Source organism: Vibrio sp. Y42_MX_L11 (assembly GCF_024181785.1).
Lineage (GTDB): Bacteria > Pseudomonadota > Gammaproteobacteria > Enterobacterales > Vibrionaceae > Vibrio > Vibrio diabolicus.
Genome location: NZ_JAMZAP010000017.1, coordinates 83442 through 102772 on the forward strand (window position 1 = coordinate 83442; position 19331 = coordinate 102772).

The 19331-nt window shown below is 43.4% G+C and carries 14 protein-coding genes and 4 pseudogenes; 10 read left to right on the forward strand and 8 right to left on the reverse strand.

Annotated elements, in window-relative coordinates:
* The first annotated feature begins 95 nt into the window (after positions 1-95).
* Positions 96-1337 (forward strand): EAL and HDOD domain-containing protein, encoded by a 1242-nt coding sequence (locus NL643_RS16805; RefSeq protein ID WP_253644865.1) that lies wholly within the window; start codon positions 96-98, stop codon positions 1335-1337.
* A gap of 130 nt (positions 1338-1467) precedes the next feature.
* Here NL643_RS16805 and NL643_RS16810 read toward each other — a convergent pair.
* Positions 1468-1650: pseudogene (locus NL643_RS16810) on the reverse strand (IS630 family transposase); the annotation flags it as partial.
* Between the two features lie 57 nt (positions 1651-1707).
* Between NL643_RS16810 and NL643_RS16815 the strand changes: the two are divergent.
* A complete protein-coding gene (locus NL643_RS16815) occupies positions 1708-2739 on the forward strand; it encodes an IS630 family transposase (RefSeq protein ID WP_001927356.1) in 1032 nt (343 codons plus the stop codon).
* On the opposite strand, the pseudogene NL643_RS16820 reads toward NL643_RS16815, so the two are convergent.
* From NL643_RS16820 to NL643_RS16845, 6 genes and pseudogenes are all read right to left on the reverse strand, one after another.
* Positions 2738-3595: pseudogene (locus tag NL643_RS16820) on the reverse strand (IS630 family transposase); the annotation flags it as partial. The gene NL643_RS16815 and the pseudogene NL643_RS16820 sit on opposite strands and share 2 nt — an antisense overlap.
* A gap of 130 nt (positions 3596-3725) precedes the next feature.
* Positions 3726-4037: pseudogene (locus NL643_RS16825) on the reverse strand (carboxypeptidase M32); the annotation flags it as partial.
* 146 nt (positions 4038-4183) lie between these two features.
* Positions 4184-5887 carry an FAD-dependent oxidoreductase gene (locus tag NL643_RS16830; RefSeq protein ID WP_253644866.1) on the reverse strand — a complete coding sequence of 568 codons (1704 nt, stop codon included), beginning with the start codon at positions 5885-5887 and terminating at the stop codon, positions 4184-4186.
* A 78-nt stretch (positions 5888-5965) separates the two neighbouring features.
* Entirely contained in the window at positions 5966-6139 is a 174-nt protein-coding gene (locus tag NL643_RS16835) for a pyridine nucleotide-disulfide oxidoreductase (RefSeq protein ID WP_253644870.1), read from the reverse strand.
* Positions 6140-6217: 78 nt separating this feature from the next.
* Positions 6218-6391 carry a hypothetical protein gene (locus NL643_RS16840; RefSeq protein ID WP_023585161.1) on the reverse strand — a complete coding sequence of 58 codons (174 nt, stop codon included), beginning with the start codon at positions 6389-6391 and terminating at the stop codon, positions 6218-6220.
* Positions 6392-6461: 70 nt separating this feature from the next.
* A complete protein-coding gene (locus NL643_RS16845) occupies positions 6462-6647 on the reverse strand; it encodes a DUF2892 domain-containing protein (RefSeq protein ID WP_005460908.1) in 186 nt (61 codons plus the stop codon).
* Positions 6648-6825: 178 nt separating this feature from the next.
* On the opposite strand from NL643_RS16845, the gene NL643_RS16850 reads away from it, so the two are divergent.
* The 5 genes from NL643_RS16850 to NL643_RS16870 are packed head-to-tail and all read left to right on the forward strand — an operon-like array spanning position 6826 to position 12440.
* Complete coding sequence (locus tag NL643_RS16850) at positions 6826-7134, forward strand: metalloregulator ArsR/SmtB family transcription factor (protein ID WP_005460911.1); 309 nt, start codon at positions 6826-6828, stop codon at positions 7132-7134.
* A gap of 28 nt (positions 7135-7162) precedes the next feature.
* A complete protein-coding gene (locus tag NL643_RS16855; protein ID WP_005394547.1) occupies positions 7163-7582 on the forward strand; it encodes a YeeE/YedE family protein in 420 nt (139 codons plus the stop codon).
* Between the two features lie 10 nt (positions 7583-7592).
* On the forward strand, positions 7593-8051 hold the full coding sequence (locus NL643_RS16860) for a YeeE/YedE family protein (RefSeq protein WP_005460965.1): 459 nt from the start codon (positions 7593-7595) through the stop codon (positions 8049-8051).
* Between the two features lie 28 nt (positions 8052-8079).
* Positions 8080-11388: an efflux RND transporter permease subunit gene (locus NL643_RS16865; RefSeq protein ID WP_253644867.1), complete on the forward strand. Its 3309-nt coding sequence runs from the start codon at positions 8080-8082 to the stop codon at positions 11386-11388.
* Entirely contained in the window at positions 11385-12440 is a 1056-nt protein-coding gene (locus tag NL643_RS16870; RefSeq protein ID WP_005394544.1) for an efflux RND transporter periplasmic adaptor subunit, read from the forward strand. The genes NL643_RS16865 and NL643_RS16870 overlap by 4 nt, the downstream gene beginning before the upstream one ends.
* Positions 12441-12531: 91 nt before the next feature.
* Here the strand turns inward: NL643_RS16870 and NL643_RS16875 are convergent, their stop codons facing one another.
* Positions 12532-13398, reverse strand: a complete 867-nt coding sequence (locus NL643_RS16875) for an endonuclease/exonuclease/phosphatase family protein (protein WP_085343788.1) — start codon at positions 13396-13398, stop codon at positions 12532-12534.
* Between the two features lie 309 nt (positions 13399-13707).
* On the opposite strand from NL643_RS16875, the pseudogene nrdD (NL643_RS16880) reads away from it, so the two are divergent.
* The 3 genes and pseudogenes from nrdD (NL643_RS16880) to nrdG form a co-directional block, all read left to right on the forward strand.
* A pseudogene (nrdD, locus tag NL643_RS16880) lies at positions 13708-14565 on the forward strand (anaerobic ribonucleoside-triphosphate reductase); the annotation flags it as partial.
* A 255-nt stretch (positions 14566-14820) separates the two neighbouring features.
* Positions 14821-16956 carry an anaerobic ribonucleoside-triphosphate reductase gene (gene nrdD / locus NL643_RS16885; RefSeq protein WP_029796033.1) on the forward strand — a complete coding sequence of 712 codons (2136 nt, stop codon included), beginning with the start codon at positions 14821-14823 and terminating at the stop codon, positions 16954-16956.
* A gap of 6 nt (positions 16957-16962) precedes the next feature.
* Complete coding sequence (gene nrdG / locus NL643_RS16890; protein ID WP_029796034.1) at positions 16963-17430, forward strand: anaerobic ribonucleoside-triphosphate reductase-activating protein; 468 nt, start codon at positions 16963-16965, stop codon at positions 17428-17430.
* Positions 17431-19331: the final 1901 nt, after the last annotated feature.

Here is a 19331-nt window from a genome sequence, read left to right on the forward strand (position 1 = left end):
TGTGATGTTACTTCCATATAATCCAGTAATTAAATCTCAGTATCCCATTAGTGGAACTAGTGGTATTGATGCAATATCAGCAATCAGGATGTGACATGTCGTTTACATATATTGCCCGCAAACCGATATTTAACCGTAAACAAAATACTGTCGGTTATGAACTTTTATTTTATGAAGGTGAGAATAATTCATTTCCTTATTCGTCAGATGAACCTAGTTACAATAGTCATAAATGTTTAGATGAATTTATCATTTCTAACATCAATACTAATTACCATTCTTCAAGATGCTTTATACATTTCTCTTATAAAAGCCTCATTCATCTTCTACCTATGAGCCTTCCAAAAGATAAAATTGTTATAGAAATATTGGAAACATGCATACCAACAGATGAACTTTTATCTGCAGTTATTCATTTAAATAGAAATGGGTATCTAATTGCTTGTGATGAATTTGTTCTCAGCAATGAATGGACCGCATTTAAACCTTATATAAAAATTGTTAATATTGATGTGGCACATAGAAATATTAACGATACTTGTAACTTCATTCATAAACTAAAAAGTATTGGCTCGAAGTGTATATTGCTCGCAAAAAATATTGAAAATAAAGAGCAGTTTGATCAAGTTCAGGATGTGGGCTGTCGTTTTTTTCACGGCGATTTTTTCACTAAATCTCAAAAGAATAAATGTGAAAACATGGAGCCAGAACAAGTTAGTGCATTAAATTTATTTGCTGAGATATGTAAGAATCAAGTTGATTTTAATACGGTAGAAAAAATTATAGAGCAAGATATTACGATGTCTTTTAAATTATTGAGTTTCGTTAATTCAATATCAATTAGGCTCAAACAACCTATAGTTTCATTTAAACAGGCTTTAATTTATCTAGGTGAAGAGAGATTAAAAATGTTTGTTTCTATGATAGCTGCATCATATATGTCAAAGAGAAAGCCATTTGAGTTATATAAACTATCTATGCAACGAGCACAATTTTGTTTGCAAATGTCAAAGCATAGCCATTTTAGAGACTATCAAACCTTTGCTTTCATGATAGGGATGTCATCGTTATTAGATGCAATGTTAGACAACACCTTGGAATTAATCCTCGAGGCTATCCCACTTAGTGACGATATTAAAAACTCTCTTCTGCAGAAGAATGGTCCAATAGGAGATCTTATAATACTGGCAGAGCACTATGAGCAGGCTAATTGGAAAGGTATAGGACAACAGTGTTTTAAGTTAGATATACAGGTAAGTGAAGTTTATGATGCGATGGAAGAAGCGAAAATATGGAGTTGTGAGGTATTTCAAGCGATACAGTCTATCAATGTTTGACGACTTTGGTTAGGTTTTGGTCTTTGTTGATATATAGACAAATTAATTTAAGCTACAAATTTTCACTTATAACCATCATCAAGACTAAAGTTAATTTATTTTAATTGTACTACATATCATCTATACCTATTCAACTTGAACATGCAGGTTTCAATATCTGAAAATTATCCGTAATTCTGGATACGAGTGAGCCTGCAACTTTTGGTAATGTCGCATCGAAAAACTCTTTGATGGCTGAAGTAAATGCCGACTTGGAGGGGAAGTAAATATTATTCCTCACATGCTCATTCATCACTTTCCAAAGCCGCTCTATACCCGTGATCATTGAAGATGCTTGATTTTCGATAGAATCAGGATCATGCTACGAACCATGAAAATTACACTGACTCCTCAACAGAAACTGCAACTCGAACAAATGCACGACATTGAACGTGATAGTCGAGTTTGCGACCGTATTAAGGCTGTTTTGCTGGCTTCTGAAGGCTGGAGTCAGACTATGATTTCACAAGCTCTTCGTATTCATGAATCGACCGTTGCTCGTCATCTCAGCGACTACGTTCTTTCTGAAAAACTTAAGCCTGAAAATGGCGGAAGCCAAAGCAAGCTTTCTGCTACTCAAACCATGCACCTAATCGAGCATTTGACTGAGAAAACCTATTCTCATACGCATCAAATTGTCACTTACGTTAAAGAGACATTTGGACTGGATTACACGGTTTCTGGTATGAATAAATGGCTTCACCACAATGGTTTTAGCTACAAGCAACCGAAAGGCGTACCACACAAGTTTGATGAAGCACAACAGCAAGCATTTATAGAGGCTTATGAAGCGTTAAAGGCAAGCTGTGGCAAGGATGAATCGATAGTCTTTATCGACGCAGTCCACCCAACACTATCAACAAAAATATCTCATGGCTGGATACGAACTGGTCAGGATAAAGTGATTGAAACAACGGGTAATCGTAGCCGATTGAACATTATTGGCGCACTGAACTTGTCGGATATTGGAGCAACCATTGTTCACAACTATGAGAGCATTAACAGTGAGTCGATTGTTCGCTTTTTCTGTGAGTTAAGAAAGAGTTATCCCTTAGCTCATAAGCTTCATATCATCTTGGATGGTGCGGGATATCACCGCAGTGACTTAGTCAAAGATGCGGCGTTTGTCCTGAATATTGAACTGCATTATCTTCCACCTTACAGTCCAAACCTCAACCCAATCGAGCGGCTATGGAAAGTAATGAATGAGAAGTCGAGGAACAACGTTTACTTCAAAAGAAAACGGGACTTCAAGGCGGCAATAGACCAATTTTTTGCAGTGACTCTTCCAGAGATCGCAGGCTCTTTGACATCTCGAATTAATGATAATTTTCAGGTTCTCAAGCCAGCATCTTCAAGTTGATTCGGTATATTGGATTTAAATTTGGACTGTAAGGTGGTAAGTAATAAAGCTCGATATTGAGCACTTTTGCCGCATTTTTCACCAGCTCTGACTGATGATAGGCAGCGCCATCAAGTACTAGGTGAACTTTTTGCTCCAACGGGTAATGTTCCTTTTTGAGCTTCCAGAAGAAGCGAACGATGCTCTCACTGTTTATTGTGTCATACATTTCTGTCGCGGTTGCGCCAATATTTTGAAGCGGTAACGCACCGATAATATTAAGACGAGTCCGACTGCCTGTTGTCTCAATCACTTTGTCTTGGCCTTTTCGTATCCAGCCATAACTGAGTTTTGTTGACTGTGTAGGATGAACGGCATCCATGAATAACACAGGGTCTTCGCTGCTTTTTAGCGTCTCGTTGTAGTATTCGATAAAGGCTTGCTGCATCTCTGGATTAAACTTGTGCGGTACACCTTTCGGCTTCTTATATGAGAAGCCGTGATGATGTAGCCACTTATTCATGCCAGCAACGGTATAGCGAATGCCAAATTCAGCCTCTACATAAGCGACAATTTGGTCTGTATGAAAGTAAGTCTTCTCAACCAGATGTTCGGTAATCTGCATGGTTTGGACATCAGAAAGTCGACTCTGACTACCACCATTTTCAGGGTTAAGTTTTTCAGAGAGAACATAATCACTGAGATGACGAGCAACGGTCGATTCGTGAATACGAAGAGCTTGAGAAATCATCGTCTGACTCCAGCCTTCAGACGCGAGTAAAACCGCTTTGATGCGGTCACGCACTCGACCATCACGAGTTGAATCGTGCATCTCTTCGAGTTGCTGTTTCTGTTGGGGAGTCAGTATTATTTTCATGGTGTGTAGCATGATCCTGATTTCATCAGAAATCAAGCATCTTCAATGATCACGGGTATAGCGACATTCCTACACAATATAGATGTAAAGTGCGAACAGTTATGCAACTGTTCGCAAGGAAATAAACAAATTACAGGTAGCGATTTGTTAAATGCTGTTTGAAATGCATAGGATTAAGTCTTTCACCAGTGGCTTGTGTCACCAAATCGTCGGTAGTGAATAAGCTGCCTTTACTCCAGATGTTATCTGATAACCAATTGAAAATAGGCGTTAGATCACCACTACGGATAACCATATCCACATCCACTGTTTTCTTCATTGCCGCCATAAACTGAGCCGCGTACATAGCTCCCAAAGTGTAGCTAGGGAAATAGCCGAAGCTACAATCACATCAGTGAATGTCTTGGAAACACCCATTTTTATAATCATATTTTTTATTAATATCAGAGATATAAGGTGCGGGTGACTTTGTTCGTCTGCCGTCACACCAGTGGATGTCTTGTGGACCGCCATTCCAATATTTATACTTTTGTCAATAAAAAACCACCGCCGAGGCGGTGGTGATTTTTCTATTTAGATGGGAGCCGATCACATCTGGGCGAATTTATAAGTACGGTAACCACCGATTAAGTTGCGTGCTTTAAAGCCATTGTTGACTAACTGGCGGTAAGCGACATTACCGCGTAAGCCCACTTGACAATAGATGATGATCTCTTTGTCTTTTGGTAGTTCGTTCATACGGTGACGCAATTGGTCGACAGGGATGTTAATCGCATCCTTGATGAAACCAACGCTTTCAAGCTCGCCAGGGTTACGCACATCTAGCAGCACCTGCTCGTCAGTCAACGAGTCCATTTCATCGAAGTGAATTGGTGTTGAGTCACCTTTGATGATGTTGTTGGCAACAAAGGCCGCTTGGTTGATCACATCTTTCGCACTTCCGTATGGTGGCGCGTAAGTAAGCTCTAGGTGTTGTAACTGTTCAACTGTCATACCCGCACGTTGCGCAACCGCCATGACATCGATACGCTTATCTACGCCATCTTTACCGACTGCTTGAGCACCGAAAATTTTGCCATTGCTTGGATCAAACAACATCTTAAATGACACAATCTCAGCACCAGGGTAGTAGCTAGCATGACTTGCTGTGTGTACGTAGACCTTTTCGTAGTCAATGCCTTCACGCTTAAGTTGCTTCTCGTTTTTACCCGTAGAGGCAACTGCGAGGTCAAAGATTTTACAGATTGCGGTTCCTTGAGTCCCTTTGTAAGACTCTGTACGACCCAGCATATTGTCTGCGGCCATACGACCCTGACGGTTAGCAGGTCCTGCAAGAGGTACTAAGGTTTGGCTACCAGTGACAAAGTCTTTTTCTTCAATAGCGTCGCCGACCGCGTAGATACTTGGATCACTAGTTTGCATCGACTCATTGGTGTAGATTCCGCCTAGCTCGCCAATTTTAAGTCCTGCTTCTTGAGCTAACTTAGTTTCTGGACGAACGCCAATAGCCATGATTAAGATATCAGTGGTTAGCGTTTCGCCGTTATTGAGCGTTAGGTTCAATTCACCTTCGATGTGTTGGTGTTCTTCGTCTTCACCCGAACCAAAGCTGGCAATATGCTCATTGGGTACATATTCGACAGCTTGCAGCGCTACGCCCAATTTGAGGTCGATACCTTGTTGACGAATCTCTGCGTGTGCAAATCCTGCCATTTCATGATCGACTGGCGTCATCACCTGATCGGCCATTTCGATTAAGGTGGTCTTAATGCCTAGCTGGTGGAAAGCTTCCATCATCTCTAGGCCAATAAATCCTCCACCAACAACCGTCGCATGCTCTGGCTTGTTCATCTGGATAGTCTGAATAATACGGTCCATATCTGGAATGTTACGTAGCGAATGAGTCAGTGGATTGTTGATACCTGGGATTGGTGGCACAACAGGTCCAGCACCTGGGCTAAGCAGTAGAAAGTCATAGCTTTCAGTATATTCACTTCCGTCGACAAGGTTTTTAACTGTCACACTTTTGCTGTCGCGATCGATAGATACCACTTCATTCATTACGCGAACATCAACGTTAAATCTTGCTAAAAAGCTCTCTGGGGTTTGTAGTAATAATTTACTGCGATCGGTAATATCACCACCGATGTGGTAAGGCAATCCACAGTTAGCAAAAGACACGAAACTACCTCGTTCGAACATAATAATTTCTGCATCTTCACTTAAACGACGAGCGCGGGCTGCTGCTGATGCACCGCCAGCCACACCACCGACAATGAGAATTTTGGTCATATAGACACTCCAACTTAGCGAGTAAAAAACAAACAATAATACACTCGAAAACAAGTGAATTTTTGTTTGTTTTTAAGATTATATTAAGAGCAGTGCTAAACTATTTTTAATGTCGTCTATCATATAGTTGACTAAAGACACGAAACTACCTCGTTCGAACATAATAATTTCTGCATCTTCACTTAAACGACGAGCGCGGGCTGCTGCTGATGCACCGCCAGCCACACCACCGACAATGAGAATTTTGGTCATATAGACACTCCAACTTAGCGAGTAAAAAACAAACAATAATACACTCGAAAACAAGTGAATTTTTGTTTGTTTTTAAGATTATATTAAGAGCAGTGCTAAACTATTTTTAATGTCGTCTATCATATAGTTGACTAATGAAACGAATGGGCCACGTTCAAACATGATGATTTCGGCATCTTCGCTCAGACGACGAGCACGCGCCGCCGCAGATGCACCACCTGCAACACCACCGACGATTAAGATCTTAGTCATTTTTAACTCCAAGTTTTAGGGCGAGCTGACCTTCACGAATAGCCAGTGTGAAAGGTCACTACGCTCTAGATTATCTAAAACCAAATTTCTTTAAAAAATAAGCAGCAGGGCAGATTCCCGTGTAAGCACTTTGAATAAGATTAACGCCGATAAACACGGTGAACCAAATGAAGTTACTGTGAACGAACACGGTTAGTATGACCGAGACCAATACCATCGTGCCTGCAAAAACTCGTACTGCATTTTCTAACGTCATAACTCTTCTCCTTCGTACTCTCAAACTGAGAACGCCATCCTTTGATGTTCATCACTATAATTAACTAAATTAGAAATGTCTAATGTTAATTTGTCTAAATTCATCATTGCTAATTTAGTGTTGACTAAAGATATTGTTTTAGTAATATCTAATTTAGTTTTTAATATAGAGGTGAGTCATGAGCTATACAGATATGGATGTAGCAGCAATGAAAGGCAATGCCAATGAAGCTGCTGATCTCCTAAAAGTAATGGCACATCCGGAAAGGCTAATGGTGTTGTGCCAACTGACCCAAGGTGAAGTTGGTGTTGGGGAACTGCAAAAGAACTCGTTCCTTAGCCAATCCGCCTTTTCACAGCACTTAACGGTGCTTCGCAAGCACAAATTGATCACGGCTCGTAAGGCATCACAGCAAGTGTTTTATTCGTTGTCAGAACCGAGAGTTGAGTCATTAATCAAAGCGCTTCATGGCGTTTTCTGTAACTAATTCGTAGCTAAGATTTTAGAGGTAAATAATGTTAAACGTTATTCCATGGGAATCGTTGTTTGGTGGCATTTTGTTAGGGATCTCCGCCACTATATTGTTGTTGGTTAACGGTAAAATTGCCGGAATAAGTGGAATTATGAATGGCATTATGTCACCGAAAAAAGGCGATTATTCGTGGCGATTGCTTTTTGCGGTTGGAATGATAGCTGGTGGCTTGATTAGCGTTCTGATGTTGGGCGTTGCGGTTCCTAGTACCGCGAACCTTTCTTTAGGGATGGTGATTGCCGCTGGTTTATTGGTAGGAATCGGGACCAGACTGGGTAACGGATGTACTAGCGGACACGGCATTTGTGGCATGGGCCGTTTGTCTAAGCGCTCTATTGTGGCGACCTGTGTATTTATGGCCGTCGCTGGCCTAACGGTATTCGTTCGACTTCACCTAGTTTAAGAGAGATTCCATGAACAAGACTATTTTTCGTTTTTCTGCTCTTTTGAGCGGTGTGTTATTCGGTATGGGCATGGCGGTGTCCGGCATGATCGACCCAGCTAAAGTCATTGGATTTTTAGATATTTCTGGCAGTTGGGACCCAAGTTTGGCTTTTGTGATGGGCGGCGCACTCGCGGTATTCATGCCAAGCTATTTTTTAATCATCAAGCCGAGAAAACAATCAGTTAGCGGTGAAGCGTTTTGCACACCAACCAATAAGAACATCGACGGACGTTTGTTATCTGGTGCGGCGATCTTTGGTTTAGGTTGGGGTTTGGCAGGTATTTGTCCTGGCCCTGCGGTTGCGAGTCTGGCATTAGGCAACGTGAGCATTGTAGTGTTCTTCCTTGCGATGTTAGTTGGATCTCTGTTCGCGAAAGCGATCATTACTAACCGTAACGCGAAGAAGATGAAAACCGCGAACGCGTAAACAATCAATCTGATATGGAGGGGAAAGGATGCCCGACAAACTAAAGCGAAGTTTTGTTCAGTCTGTGATGAACAGCTTTTTCCCTCCGATCATGATTTTACTGGCGCTTGTGGTCGGTGCTGCGGCCTTGTGGTTGACCCCGAAAGAGGAAGACCCGCAAATCGTTGTGCCGATGGCAGATGTATTGGTTTCGGCTCCCGGACTCAGCGCTTCTCAAGTCGAAAATCAAATCACTGAACCATTAGAAAAGCTTGTTAGCCAAATTGACGGTGTGGAGTACGTTTATTCTTCGTCAATGGAAGGTGCTGCGCAAGTCATCGTTCGTTTCTATGTCGGCGAAAACCGCGAAGATGCTTTGGTTAAGCTTTACAACAAACTCTATTCCAACCAAGACAAAGTTCCTCCTTCTGTCACCAACTGGCTTGTAAAGCCTGTTGAAATCGATGATGTACCCATTGTTGTTGCCGCAATTTATTCCACCGATCCAGACCTTCTCGATCGCCATCAGCTGAGACGTATTGCAGACCAAGCCACGTTAGGTATTAAATCATTGGATGCCACCAACAAGGTGGAAGTGATTGGCGGTGAGCCGAGAAAAATCCAGATAGAGCTTGATTCCGTTGCGATGGCAAACTTCAAAGTAACCATCGATGACCTCGAACAGGCCATTCAGTTCAGTAATAGCAAAACCCAAGGCAAGAGCGTTCGCGTAAACGGGCAAAATTACACATTGGAGTCGGGACGGTTTCTGACTAACGCCGAAGAGGTAGGCGATCTTGTTATCGCGGTGCTCAATGGCAAACCCGTTTACTTGAAAGATGTCGCGCGTATTTACGACGGTGAAGGTGAGGCAACATCCGATACTTGGTATCGCGATAAAAACCACGATGAAGCATACCCAGCGGTGTTCATTTCTGTCGCTAAACAAAAAGGCTCGAACGCGGTTAACGTGGCTCAGTCTGTTCGGGATAAACTGGCGGAGCTTCAATCCGAGCAGTTTCCTCCGCAAGTACAAGTTGAAGTCATTCGGGACTATGGCGAAACAGCGAACGCAAAAGTAAACAATTTGGTATCAAGCCTTGGTATTTCGATTCTAACGGTCGTGGTGTTTGTTGGTTTGTTCTTGAACTGGCGAAGTGCATTGGTGGTTGGCATCGCGATTCCAATTAGCTATGGTGCCGCGCTCGGGATGGACTTGGCATTTGGCTATTCCATCAACCGAGTCACGCTCTTTGCATTGATTTTGGCGCTAGGTTTGATCGTGGACGACCCGATTGCCAGTATCGATAACATTGAACGCTACCTCAAACGCAAAAATCTAACACGAGCCAATGCGATTGTTCTCGCCATGGCAGAAATTCGTAGCGCCTTGTTAATGTCGACGGTCGCAATCGTGATCGTGTTTACGCCGATGTTTTTTATCTCTGGGATGATGGGGCCTTACATGGCGCCACTGGCGTTCAACGTTCCGATCAGCGTTATCTTTAGTACCGTTGTCGCGTTTATGATCACGCCTTGGCTTGCCAAGAAGCTACTCAAAGGTGCTGAGGAAAACGGCCACTATGACATCCAATCTTCGCCGATGTATCGTTTGTATCGTGGTGTGTTGATTCCGTTACTTGAAAGTCGCAAGAAAGCGTGGCTTTTCCTTGGTTTGGTTGCCTTGTTGTTCGTCTCGGCAGCATTGTTGCCAGCACTTCGCTTAGTTCCACTCAAGTTGCTGCCTTATGACAATAAAAATGAGTTCCAATTGGTATTAAACATGCCAGAGTCTTCAAGCTTTGTGGATACCTCCAACGCTCTGTCGAGCTTTACGGACTATTTAATGACGGTGCCGGAAGTGACAAGTGTGTCGGGCTTTGCAGGCACCGCTTCCCCAATGGACTTCAACGGCATGGTGCGCCACTACTTTATGCGTAGCGAACCATACCAAGGCGAGCTTCGAGTCGTTCTTGCAGAGAAGAATCGGCGCGCAATGCAATCACACGAACTGGTGACACGACTCAGGGCGGATTTAGAGCAGATTGCAGATAAGTTTGACGCTGACGTGCAGCTAGTCGAAGTGCCACCAGGCCCGCCTGTTATCGCCACCATTACGGCAGAAGTTTACGGTGATGAAGCGACATCTTATGAAGATCTGATGATCCAAGCAGAGAAAGTCGCGGATAGGCTTCGCAAAGAACAGTTGGTTTCTGAGGTGGATACCAGCATCCAAGGTGATTTAGAAACGTGGCAATTCATCGTTGATCAAGAAAAAGCGGCGCTGTCTGGTGTTTCTGTTGCTGATATCAATAACACGCTTATTACCGCCGCGAACGCCAAAGTGCTCGGTTATATCGCCGATCCAAGAGAAGTGGAACCACTACCTATCGAAGTGCAGCTCCGACGCGAAGACAGAGATAACCTGAATCAACTCGAGCAGCTTTATGTGCGAGGCCGTCCGGGCATTGCAAAAGTAGAATCCAATGGGGCGGTTGTGGATGCTCCTCAGCCTATCGTGCAGTTGTCTGAAGTCGGTCATTTTGTGAAACGCGCAGCGGACAAACCGATTTTCCATAAAAACCTCAAGCCTGTTGTGTATGTCTACGCCGAGGTAGTTGGGCGTGTTCCGGGTGAAGTGATTGCCGATGTGATGGTTGACCAAGATACAACTCACGCGGAAGATGTGCATCGTCACTGGCAAGATCGCACGTACTTGAGCAATGGCGCTGGTGTCACTTGGAGCGTGCCAGACAACATCGAAGTGGTTTGGAGTGGTGAGGGGGAATGGAAAATCACAGTGGACGTATTCCGCGATTTAGGCATTGCTTATGGCGCTGCGCTGCTTGGCGTATTTGTGGTGATGTTGATTCAAACTGGTTTACCTGCGGTATCGGGCATCATCATGCTGGCGATACCCCTGACCGTGATTGGGATTATGCCGGGGTTCTGGATTTTGAATGTGTTAAGCAGTGACATCGGTAATTACCCGAACCCAGCGCTGTTCACGGCGACCGCGATGATCGGCATGATTGCGCTAGCAGGGATTGTGGTGCGTAACTCACTCGTTTTGATTGAATTTGTTCAGCAATCGCTGGCTGAAGGTCGTAGTTTACATGATGCGTTGATTGAATCTGGTGTTGTTCGTATGCGGCCAATATTGCTGACCGCGGGTACAACGTTACTGGGTAACGTCGTGATTACGCTAGACCCAATTTTTAACGGTTTGGCTTGGGCAATCATATTCGGTATTACCGCCTCGACCATCTTTACGCTGCTTGTGGTTCCGGTGGTTTATAACCTTGCATACCAAAACACCAAAGGACATGGATTACCTCAGATGGAGGAAGAGCAATGAAATTAGATACCAAATGGTTAGGCGTGATTCTGTTTGCCATACTCGCGCTTCTTTTTCTCTATATGGCTGGTTTTTTTACAGAAAAGTTGCCGACCGAACATGACGCGAAAACCAACCAGATTGATGTAAATAACGCAGAGACACATCAACTGATGTTAACCAGCGAATCGGTTGTTCGAGAGTTTCCGGGCGTCGTCGTTGCAGAGCAGCACGCCGATATCGCGGCACGGTTAACGGCATCGGTGATGGAGGTATTGGTGAAGGTTGGCGATAGAGTGAAGCAAGGAGACGTGTTGGCGCGGCTAGAAAGCGATGATCTCGACGCGCGAGTTCGTCAAAGTGAGCAGGCTTTATCCTCTGCACAAGCGCAGCTCAATGCGGCGAGAAAGGAGTTTTCTCGTGTCAGAGCGCTTTTAAACAAAAAGCTGATCCCTCAATCGCAATTTGACCAAGCGGAAAGTGCGTTGCAAACCGCACAAGCCAACTTCAATAAAGCGCAAGCGGCGGTCTCTGAGGCGGAAACGACCTTTGGCTACAGCATCATTACTGCACCGTTTGATGGCTTGATCACGCAAAAGCCCATCAACAAAGGTGATACCGCGACGCCGGGGGCTTTGCTTTTATCAATGTACAATCCAAACTCGTTGGAAATAGAGGTGAACTTTGCTGAGTCTGTCATGCCTTATGTGACTTACGATAAAGAAGTGGACGTTGTTTTCCCGTCTTACAACCTCAATGCGCAAGCGGCTGTAAAAGAAGTGACGCCGTCGGCAGATGCCAACTCGCGCAGTTATACCGTAAAGCTTCAATTTGAGCCGCCAACGGCTATCTATCCAGGTACATACGCCAAAGTCGCGTTGACCTTGACCGACGATGTTGTACTTCGCGTGCCAAAAGAGGCGGTTTACCAAGTTGGCCAATTGGACTACGTAAAAGTGGTGCAAGACAGCGGTGAGGTAGAAACTCGGCTTATTCAGCTTGGAGAGTTGGGGAGAGTGCGAACGGGGTTAAAGCAGGGTGACGTCGTACTGCTGAATCCAAGATCGCTTTGATAGAACGGTTTCTCTCGTTAACCAATCAAACGTCTATCTAACAGGTAACAACATAAAGTAGCCCAGCATGATGCTGGGCTACTTTGTTCGTTCAGTTAAGCGTTACCGTTGTGTTTACAGGACAATGGTCACTCAGTTTGTAATCCAAAACATCTTGTGAGCTGAACAGAGTTTGATGCGCGTTTTTCGCTTTTATTTGCGGGCTAACAATAATGTGATCAATCAAAGAGCGGAATTGGTGTGTTTTTCTTGGGGTCTTATTTGAGCGAACCTTGCAATCGGCTTTGGTATCTCGCGTTACCAATTGTGCATCGTTACCAAGCGTCATGATCGCCCACAGCCAATCACGTTGATACGACAAGTTGTGATTGAAATCGCCCATTACGGCGTACTGCTGCTTTTTCTTTTCTCTCTCGCTCATCCATTTCGCAAGTGCTTCTCCTTGTTGGCTCAGTGTTTGGCAATTGCGGTTGTTTTTATATGCTCCGCTGCATCCTGCTTTTAAATGCACAGAGAGCAGGTGAAGCTCGTCCTTTTGGTTTTGGTTAACGACGATGTAGCTGGCAAAGCGCAACTTGCTATTACCACGCGTGATTGAGAAGTCTGCTGGATCAGACACTTCAATGTCTTTGCGCACAGCAAAACCGGTGTACTGGTTGGTATCAGAAAACTGAAGGTGCTTATTGTTTGATTGAGCTCGATCAGAGAGGTAAATCGCGTAGCCATCGCCTACGGCTTTTTGAACGGCGGCTTTGGAGTCGACCTCTTGAAAGGCGATGATGTCGGCTTGAGTTTTATCCACATATTGATTGAGTTTGACGAAATCGTCACTGGTTCTAGAAACCTTACCTCCATTTATAGACAGCCATTCTATATTCCAACTGGTTAAGTTGATGGAGTTTTGAGCAAGTGACGTTGAACTAAAAATTAATAAGGCAGTAACAAATAGTGATCGCATATTGGCTTGTTTCACTCCTGGATTTTAGCGTATTCCTTTCCAACCTTTATCCTATAAGCGCTCTAAAAAAAGCAAGTAGATTTCGTACCAATTTTGCAATTTTCATGGTTTTCTTCTCAACTGAGATCAGTACCAATAAGATCGATTTGTTCTTGTCCGCTAGCCGATCTTTATTGATCAAAATCAATGTTTTCAAGTGGTGCTTTTCGTTAAATACGCCACAATATATTGTGTTAGCAGAATAAAAAATAACCCCATATAGTGTGTTTGTGGATAACTCTGTGAGTATGCTGGGGTAAGGAGAAGAAAGTGAAACCAATCGTAATCAAGCGTGACGGCTCAAGAGCTCCGTTCAACAGGGATCGTATCCAAGCAGCAGTTGAAGCGGCAGCGGAAAACAAAGATAAAGATGTCGCCATTTATGCTCTTAATGTCGCTCTTGCTGTCGAGTTACAGCTAAAAGATCACGATGAAGTTCACATCCATGAGATTCAAGACTTAGTCGAGAATGAGCTCATGCAAGGTCCTTACAAAGCCCTAGCACGTTCTTACATTGAATATCGCCATGACCGCGACATCGCGCGTGAAAAGCAAAGTGCACTAACTCGTGAAATCGAAGGCTTGATTGAAGAAAGTAACCTTGATTTGATCAACGAAAACGCGAACAAAGACGGCAAAGTTATCCCAACTCAGCGTGACCTTTTAGCGGGTATCGTGGCGAAGCACTACGCGAAAACGCACATCCTGCCTCGTGATGTGGTTCAAGCACACGAAGTGGGTGACATTCACTACCACGATCTGGATTACGCGCCATTCTTCCCAATGTTTAACTGTATGCTTATCGATTTGAAAGGCATGCTAACGCACGGCTTCAAGATGGGTAATGCAGAAATCGATACGCCTAAATCGATTTCAACTGCGACCGCAGTAACAGCGCAAATTATTGCGCAAGTAGCTAGCCATATTTATGGCGGTACGACCATCAACCGTATTGACGAAGTGCTAGAACCTTACGTCATCACGAGCTATGAAAAGCATTTAGAAATCGCGAAAGAGTGGAACATTGCTGAGCCAGAAGAGTTTGCTAAAGCGCGCACAGAGAAAGAGTGTTACGACGCATTCCAATCTCTTGAATACGAAGTAAACACACTACACACGGCGAATGGGCATTATGTAGTAAAGAACTTTATGAAACTTCTATGTGTGTGTGCGTACTGTTTCTCTCAAGGACACTTCTCACTTGCACTACAAGCCTCTAAACTAGCTGGTTCAATGGCACTACAGAATTCATTTCACCTAGCTGAATTGGCTGTTTTTTCACGAGAGTGCTCTCGTGAGTTTGCGAAAAAGCAAAACCTTCAAAAACAAGCCTTTCAAATTGCAGCTTAAAAACTAAAACTATAAGGAGAAATGAACATGATTATGAAGCAACACGAATCAGCAGTTGTGGTTAAACGTGACGGTGCAAAAGCAACCTTTAACGCTCAACTAATTAAGAATGCTGTTCAATCAGCAGCAGAAAGCATCAACTGCCCTAAGCGCGAACTTGGCGATATTGTTGCCGCTAACGTATGCGAGAAGATGAATGGCAGAACCGAGATTGAGATTTGTGAGATCCAGTCTCTAGTAGAAAAAGAACTAATGCATGTCGATGAAGATGTGGCTCGTGCTTACATTGAGTATCGCCATGACCGTGATATACAACGTGAAAAAGCAAGTGCATTAAGTGCTGAAATTTCTGGTTTGGTAGAGCAAAGCAACGCTGACCTACTGAATGAAAATGCAAATAAGGACAGCAAAGTAATTCCGACACAGCGCGATCTTCTTGCAGGTATCATCTCTAAGCACTACGCAAAGCACCACATGCTACCGCGTGACATCGTTCAAGCACATGAGAATGGTGAAATCCATTATCATGATCTGGATTACTCTCCATTCTTCCCGATGTTCAACTGCATGATTGTAGATCTAGAGAACATGCTGAAGAACGGTTTCCGCATGGGTAACGCAGAAATCGACACACCTAAGTCAATCCAAACAGCTACAGCTGTTACTGCCCAAATAGTAGCGCAAGTAGCTAGCCATACTTATGGTGGCACTACATTGAACCGACTAGATGAGGTACTAGCACCTTACGTTACAGCAAGTCATGAGAAGCACCTTGCTACGGCAAAAGAGTGGGATGTGCCGAACCCTGAGGCTTATGCGCGTAAACTTACAGAGAAAGAGGTCTATGATGCATTCCAATCTCTTGAGTACGAGATCAATACGCTTTTCTCAAGTAATGGGCAGACCCCGTTCTTGAGTGTGAACCTTGGTCTAGGGACAAGCTGGGAATCTAAACTCATTCAAAAGTCTATTTTCCAGAATAGAATAAAGGGATTAGGTAAAAACAAGAAGACTGCGGTTTTCCCTAAACTGTTGTTCACAATCAAAGATGGCATCAACCTTAAGAAAGAAGATCCAAACTACGATATTAAGGAACTTGCTCTAGAATGTGCTTCAAAACGCATGTATCCAGACATTCTGAACTACGACAAAGTTGTAGAAGTTACTGGCTCATTTAAGGCCCCAATGGGCTGTCGTAGTTTCCTAGGTCGTTACGTAGATGAGAATGGCAATGAAGTTCATGAAGGACGTAATAACCTTGGCGTAGTGAGCCTTAACCTGCCACGTATTGCTATTGAGGCAAATGGTGACGAAGCTAAGTTTTACGAAATCTTGGAGGAGCGTACTGAACTTGTTCGCCGTGCACTAGAGACACGTATTGATCGACTTCGTGGTGTGAAAGCTCGCGTAGCACCGATTCTATACACCGAAGGTGCTTTAGGTGTTCGCCTAAACCCAGATGATGAAGTACTAGACATCTTCAAGAATGGCCGTGCCTCTATTTCGATGGGCTATATCGGTATTCACGAGACTATCAACGCACTATATGCCAAAGATGGTGAGCACATTTTCGATAATGAAGTTCTGCGCCAGAAAGGTATCGATATCGTTAAGTTCCTGAAGAACAAAGTTGATGGCTGGAAAGAACAAAGCGGTTGGGGCTACAGCTTGTACAGCACACCTTCTGAAAACTTGTGTACACGATTCTGCTCACTAGATACCAAGGAGTTTGGTGTGCTAGATAGCGTTACGGACAAAGGTTACTACACGAACAGCTTCCACCTTGATGTGCAGAAGAAAGTTAATCCATACGACAAGATCGATTTCGAGATGCCATACCCAGAACTAGCGAGTGGTGGTTTCATTTGTTACGGCGAGTTCCCTAACATGCAGCGCAATATCGAAGCTCTGGAGAATGTATGGGACTACAGCTACGACCGAGTTCCTTACTACGGCACTAACACTCCGATTGATGAGTGTTACGAGTGTGGTTTTGCAGGTGAGTTCGAGTGTACGAGCAAAGGCTTCACTTGTCCGAAATGTGGAAACCATGATCCTAAAAAGGTATCAGTTACACGTCGTGTTTGTGGATACTTGGGTTCTCCTGACGCTCGACCATTTAACTCTGGTAAGCAAGAAGAAGTTATTAGACGTGTTAAACACATGTAAAAACTAATGAATTACCATAAATATCAGCAAGTTGATGTTGTTAATGGTGAAGGTACACGTTGCACCCTGTTTGTAGCAGGGTGCGAACATAACTGCCGAGGCTGTTACAACAAATCAACGTTAAATCCTAACTCTGGCCACCCATTTACCCAAGAGATGGAAGACCAGATAATCAAAGACCTTAAAGATACGCGCATTAAGAGGCGCGGACTATCACTATCAGGTGGTGACCCTCTACACCCTGCAAACACTGCGAGCATATATAAACTGGTGGTTAGAGTGAAAGAGGAATGTCCTGATAAAGATATTTGGATGTGGACTGGTTATACCATAGATGAACTGTCTTCAGATCAAAGATCCATAGTAGAGCATATAGATGTTCTAATTGATGGTAAGTTTGAGCAAGATAAGTACGATCCTGAATTACTATGGCGTGGAAGTTCGAATCAGATCATACATAGGTTCACTCTATAGAGTTCCGAATCCTGAAATGGTGTCAGTACGTAATAGGGCAAAAATATGCTTGGACTTATCGTGTAGGCACGTCTCTGGACATTTGCGTGTTTGATATATATCTAATTCCGTTCCCTAAGTTCTACAGGCAATGCTAATTTCAGTTCGTCCATGGTTCGCTGAAGGGGGTAGTGTTTTTGTGAACGTAGGTAAGATCGTACATGGATTACATCATTGCAGAACGGATAGCAACTAATCAAAACGTTAAAACATTGTCTGATAATCTCGAAAATACAAAAGCGCAGCAAGACAAAGCTCAAGAAGTACTTGATAGGTAATAGAAATATACCTAATATTAAAGGGCTACAATAACCGTGTCACTAACCCCAAAGATGTTGCAGTATCGCTGGGGGCTGAGCCGGGAGTTTGGCGGCTCCCAGCATTCGGCATTTCATTTCTTGTTCATCTGTTAACACAAGTACTCTAAACGTATGTCATCAAGCCTTAGTAGCAATTATCTTTGATATCAGCTCATCACTGACACCTTCATCAAACCGACTCACTAGATAACGATGCGGAAATGACTTAAATCGTTCATCAGATGCAATATCTCCGCATACAAACCACTCAGCTTCCAGTGCATTAGCGTGGGCAAACATGCGCCTGATTGGATCATGATCATCCGGTCTCACCTTCGACGTTACATCCACATATGGTGCTAATTGGAGATCAGGGAATACATTGTGCTTAACAAGCAAATCTCTAGTGTAATTATTGCCAGTTGGATATAGGAGAAGGCCAGCTTCGAATGCGGCGGCGGCTAGTTTTTGGGCACCTAACCTATCGGGTTCAACATTTAGTAGAAAGGTGTCTGTGGAGCAAAATGGCTTTTGCGACTTAAACGAATCAAACACATCTTCGTGTTTGTTCAAGTAGTCAATTGAATACAGGAGTGCATGTAGATCGAGGTATAGAATTCTCAATGGCATCTCCTTAAGTTAAGGCAATAAGATTATTGGTCCAAAGGATTTGATTTAAGATGTAGTGGCTCATACACGCTCTGACACTTCCGAGAAGACGACTTACAGAACGTACAATATGCCATAACATGTAATTGGACACAATGTGCAGCTCCTGTTCGATTTAGTACACTATTGGACATTTATGCATTTGATATATCTAATTCAGTTCCCTAAGCTCAGTAAAATGCAAATCCTGATCTGGTTTAATGCAAATCCCGATCAGGATGCCGCTTTAATGCTAATTTCAGTTCGTCCGATGTTCGCTGGGAATATGCCCTAGAGGGCAAACTATAGTGTTTTTCGTGAACGAAAATTCTAAGTGTTTGTATTAACTATTTTTTTGTAACCACCAAATCGGAATGTACATTTGCGAGTTTGGTATATAAATCTAATTCCATTCCCTATATCCAACAAGTAATGCAAATTCTGATCATCAAGTGATAGTGCATGCTAATTTCAGTCCATCTATGGTTCGCTGAACGCTGTAGTGTTTTCGTAAATGCAGGTAAGATCGTACATGGATTACTTCATTGATATAGACATATCGTTGTAGAGACTGATCTTTAGAGTGCTTTTTGTGAACGTAGGTGCTAAGTTGCTGTATTAAATGCTTTTATGTAACCAATAAGACTACCGCCAACTCAGAAATGGACAACTCTGAGCTAGGTTAAAACATTTCACTATTATACGAAATCGAGAATTGTTAAATTGATGCGCAACACCATTGGTACAGCGAGGAGTCAACATGGAACTGAAACTAACAGATGAGCAGGTGCAAAGTAAGCGCCCCACAAAGCACACATTCAATTAGCCAGGCACCAGACTTATGATCTTATCTTCACTAATAAGGAGATAAGATCATGGCTCACCGACGACGCAGCGATCAGGAATGGCTGGAAA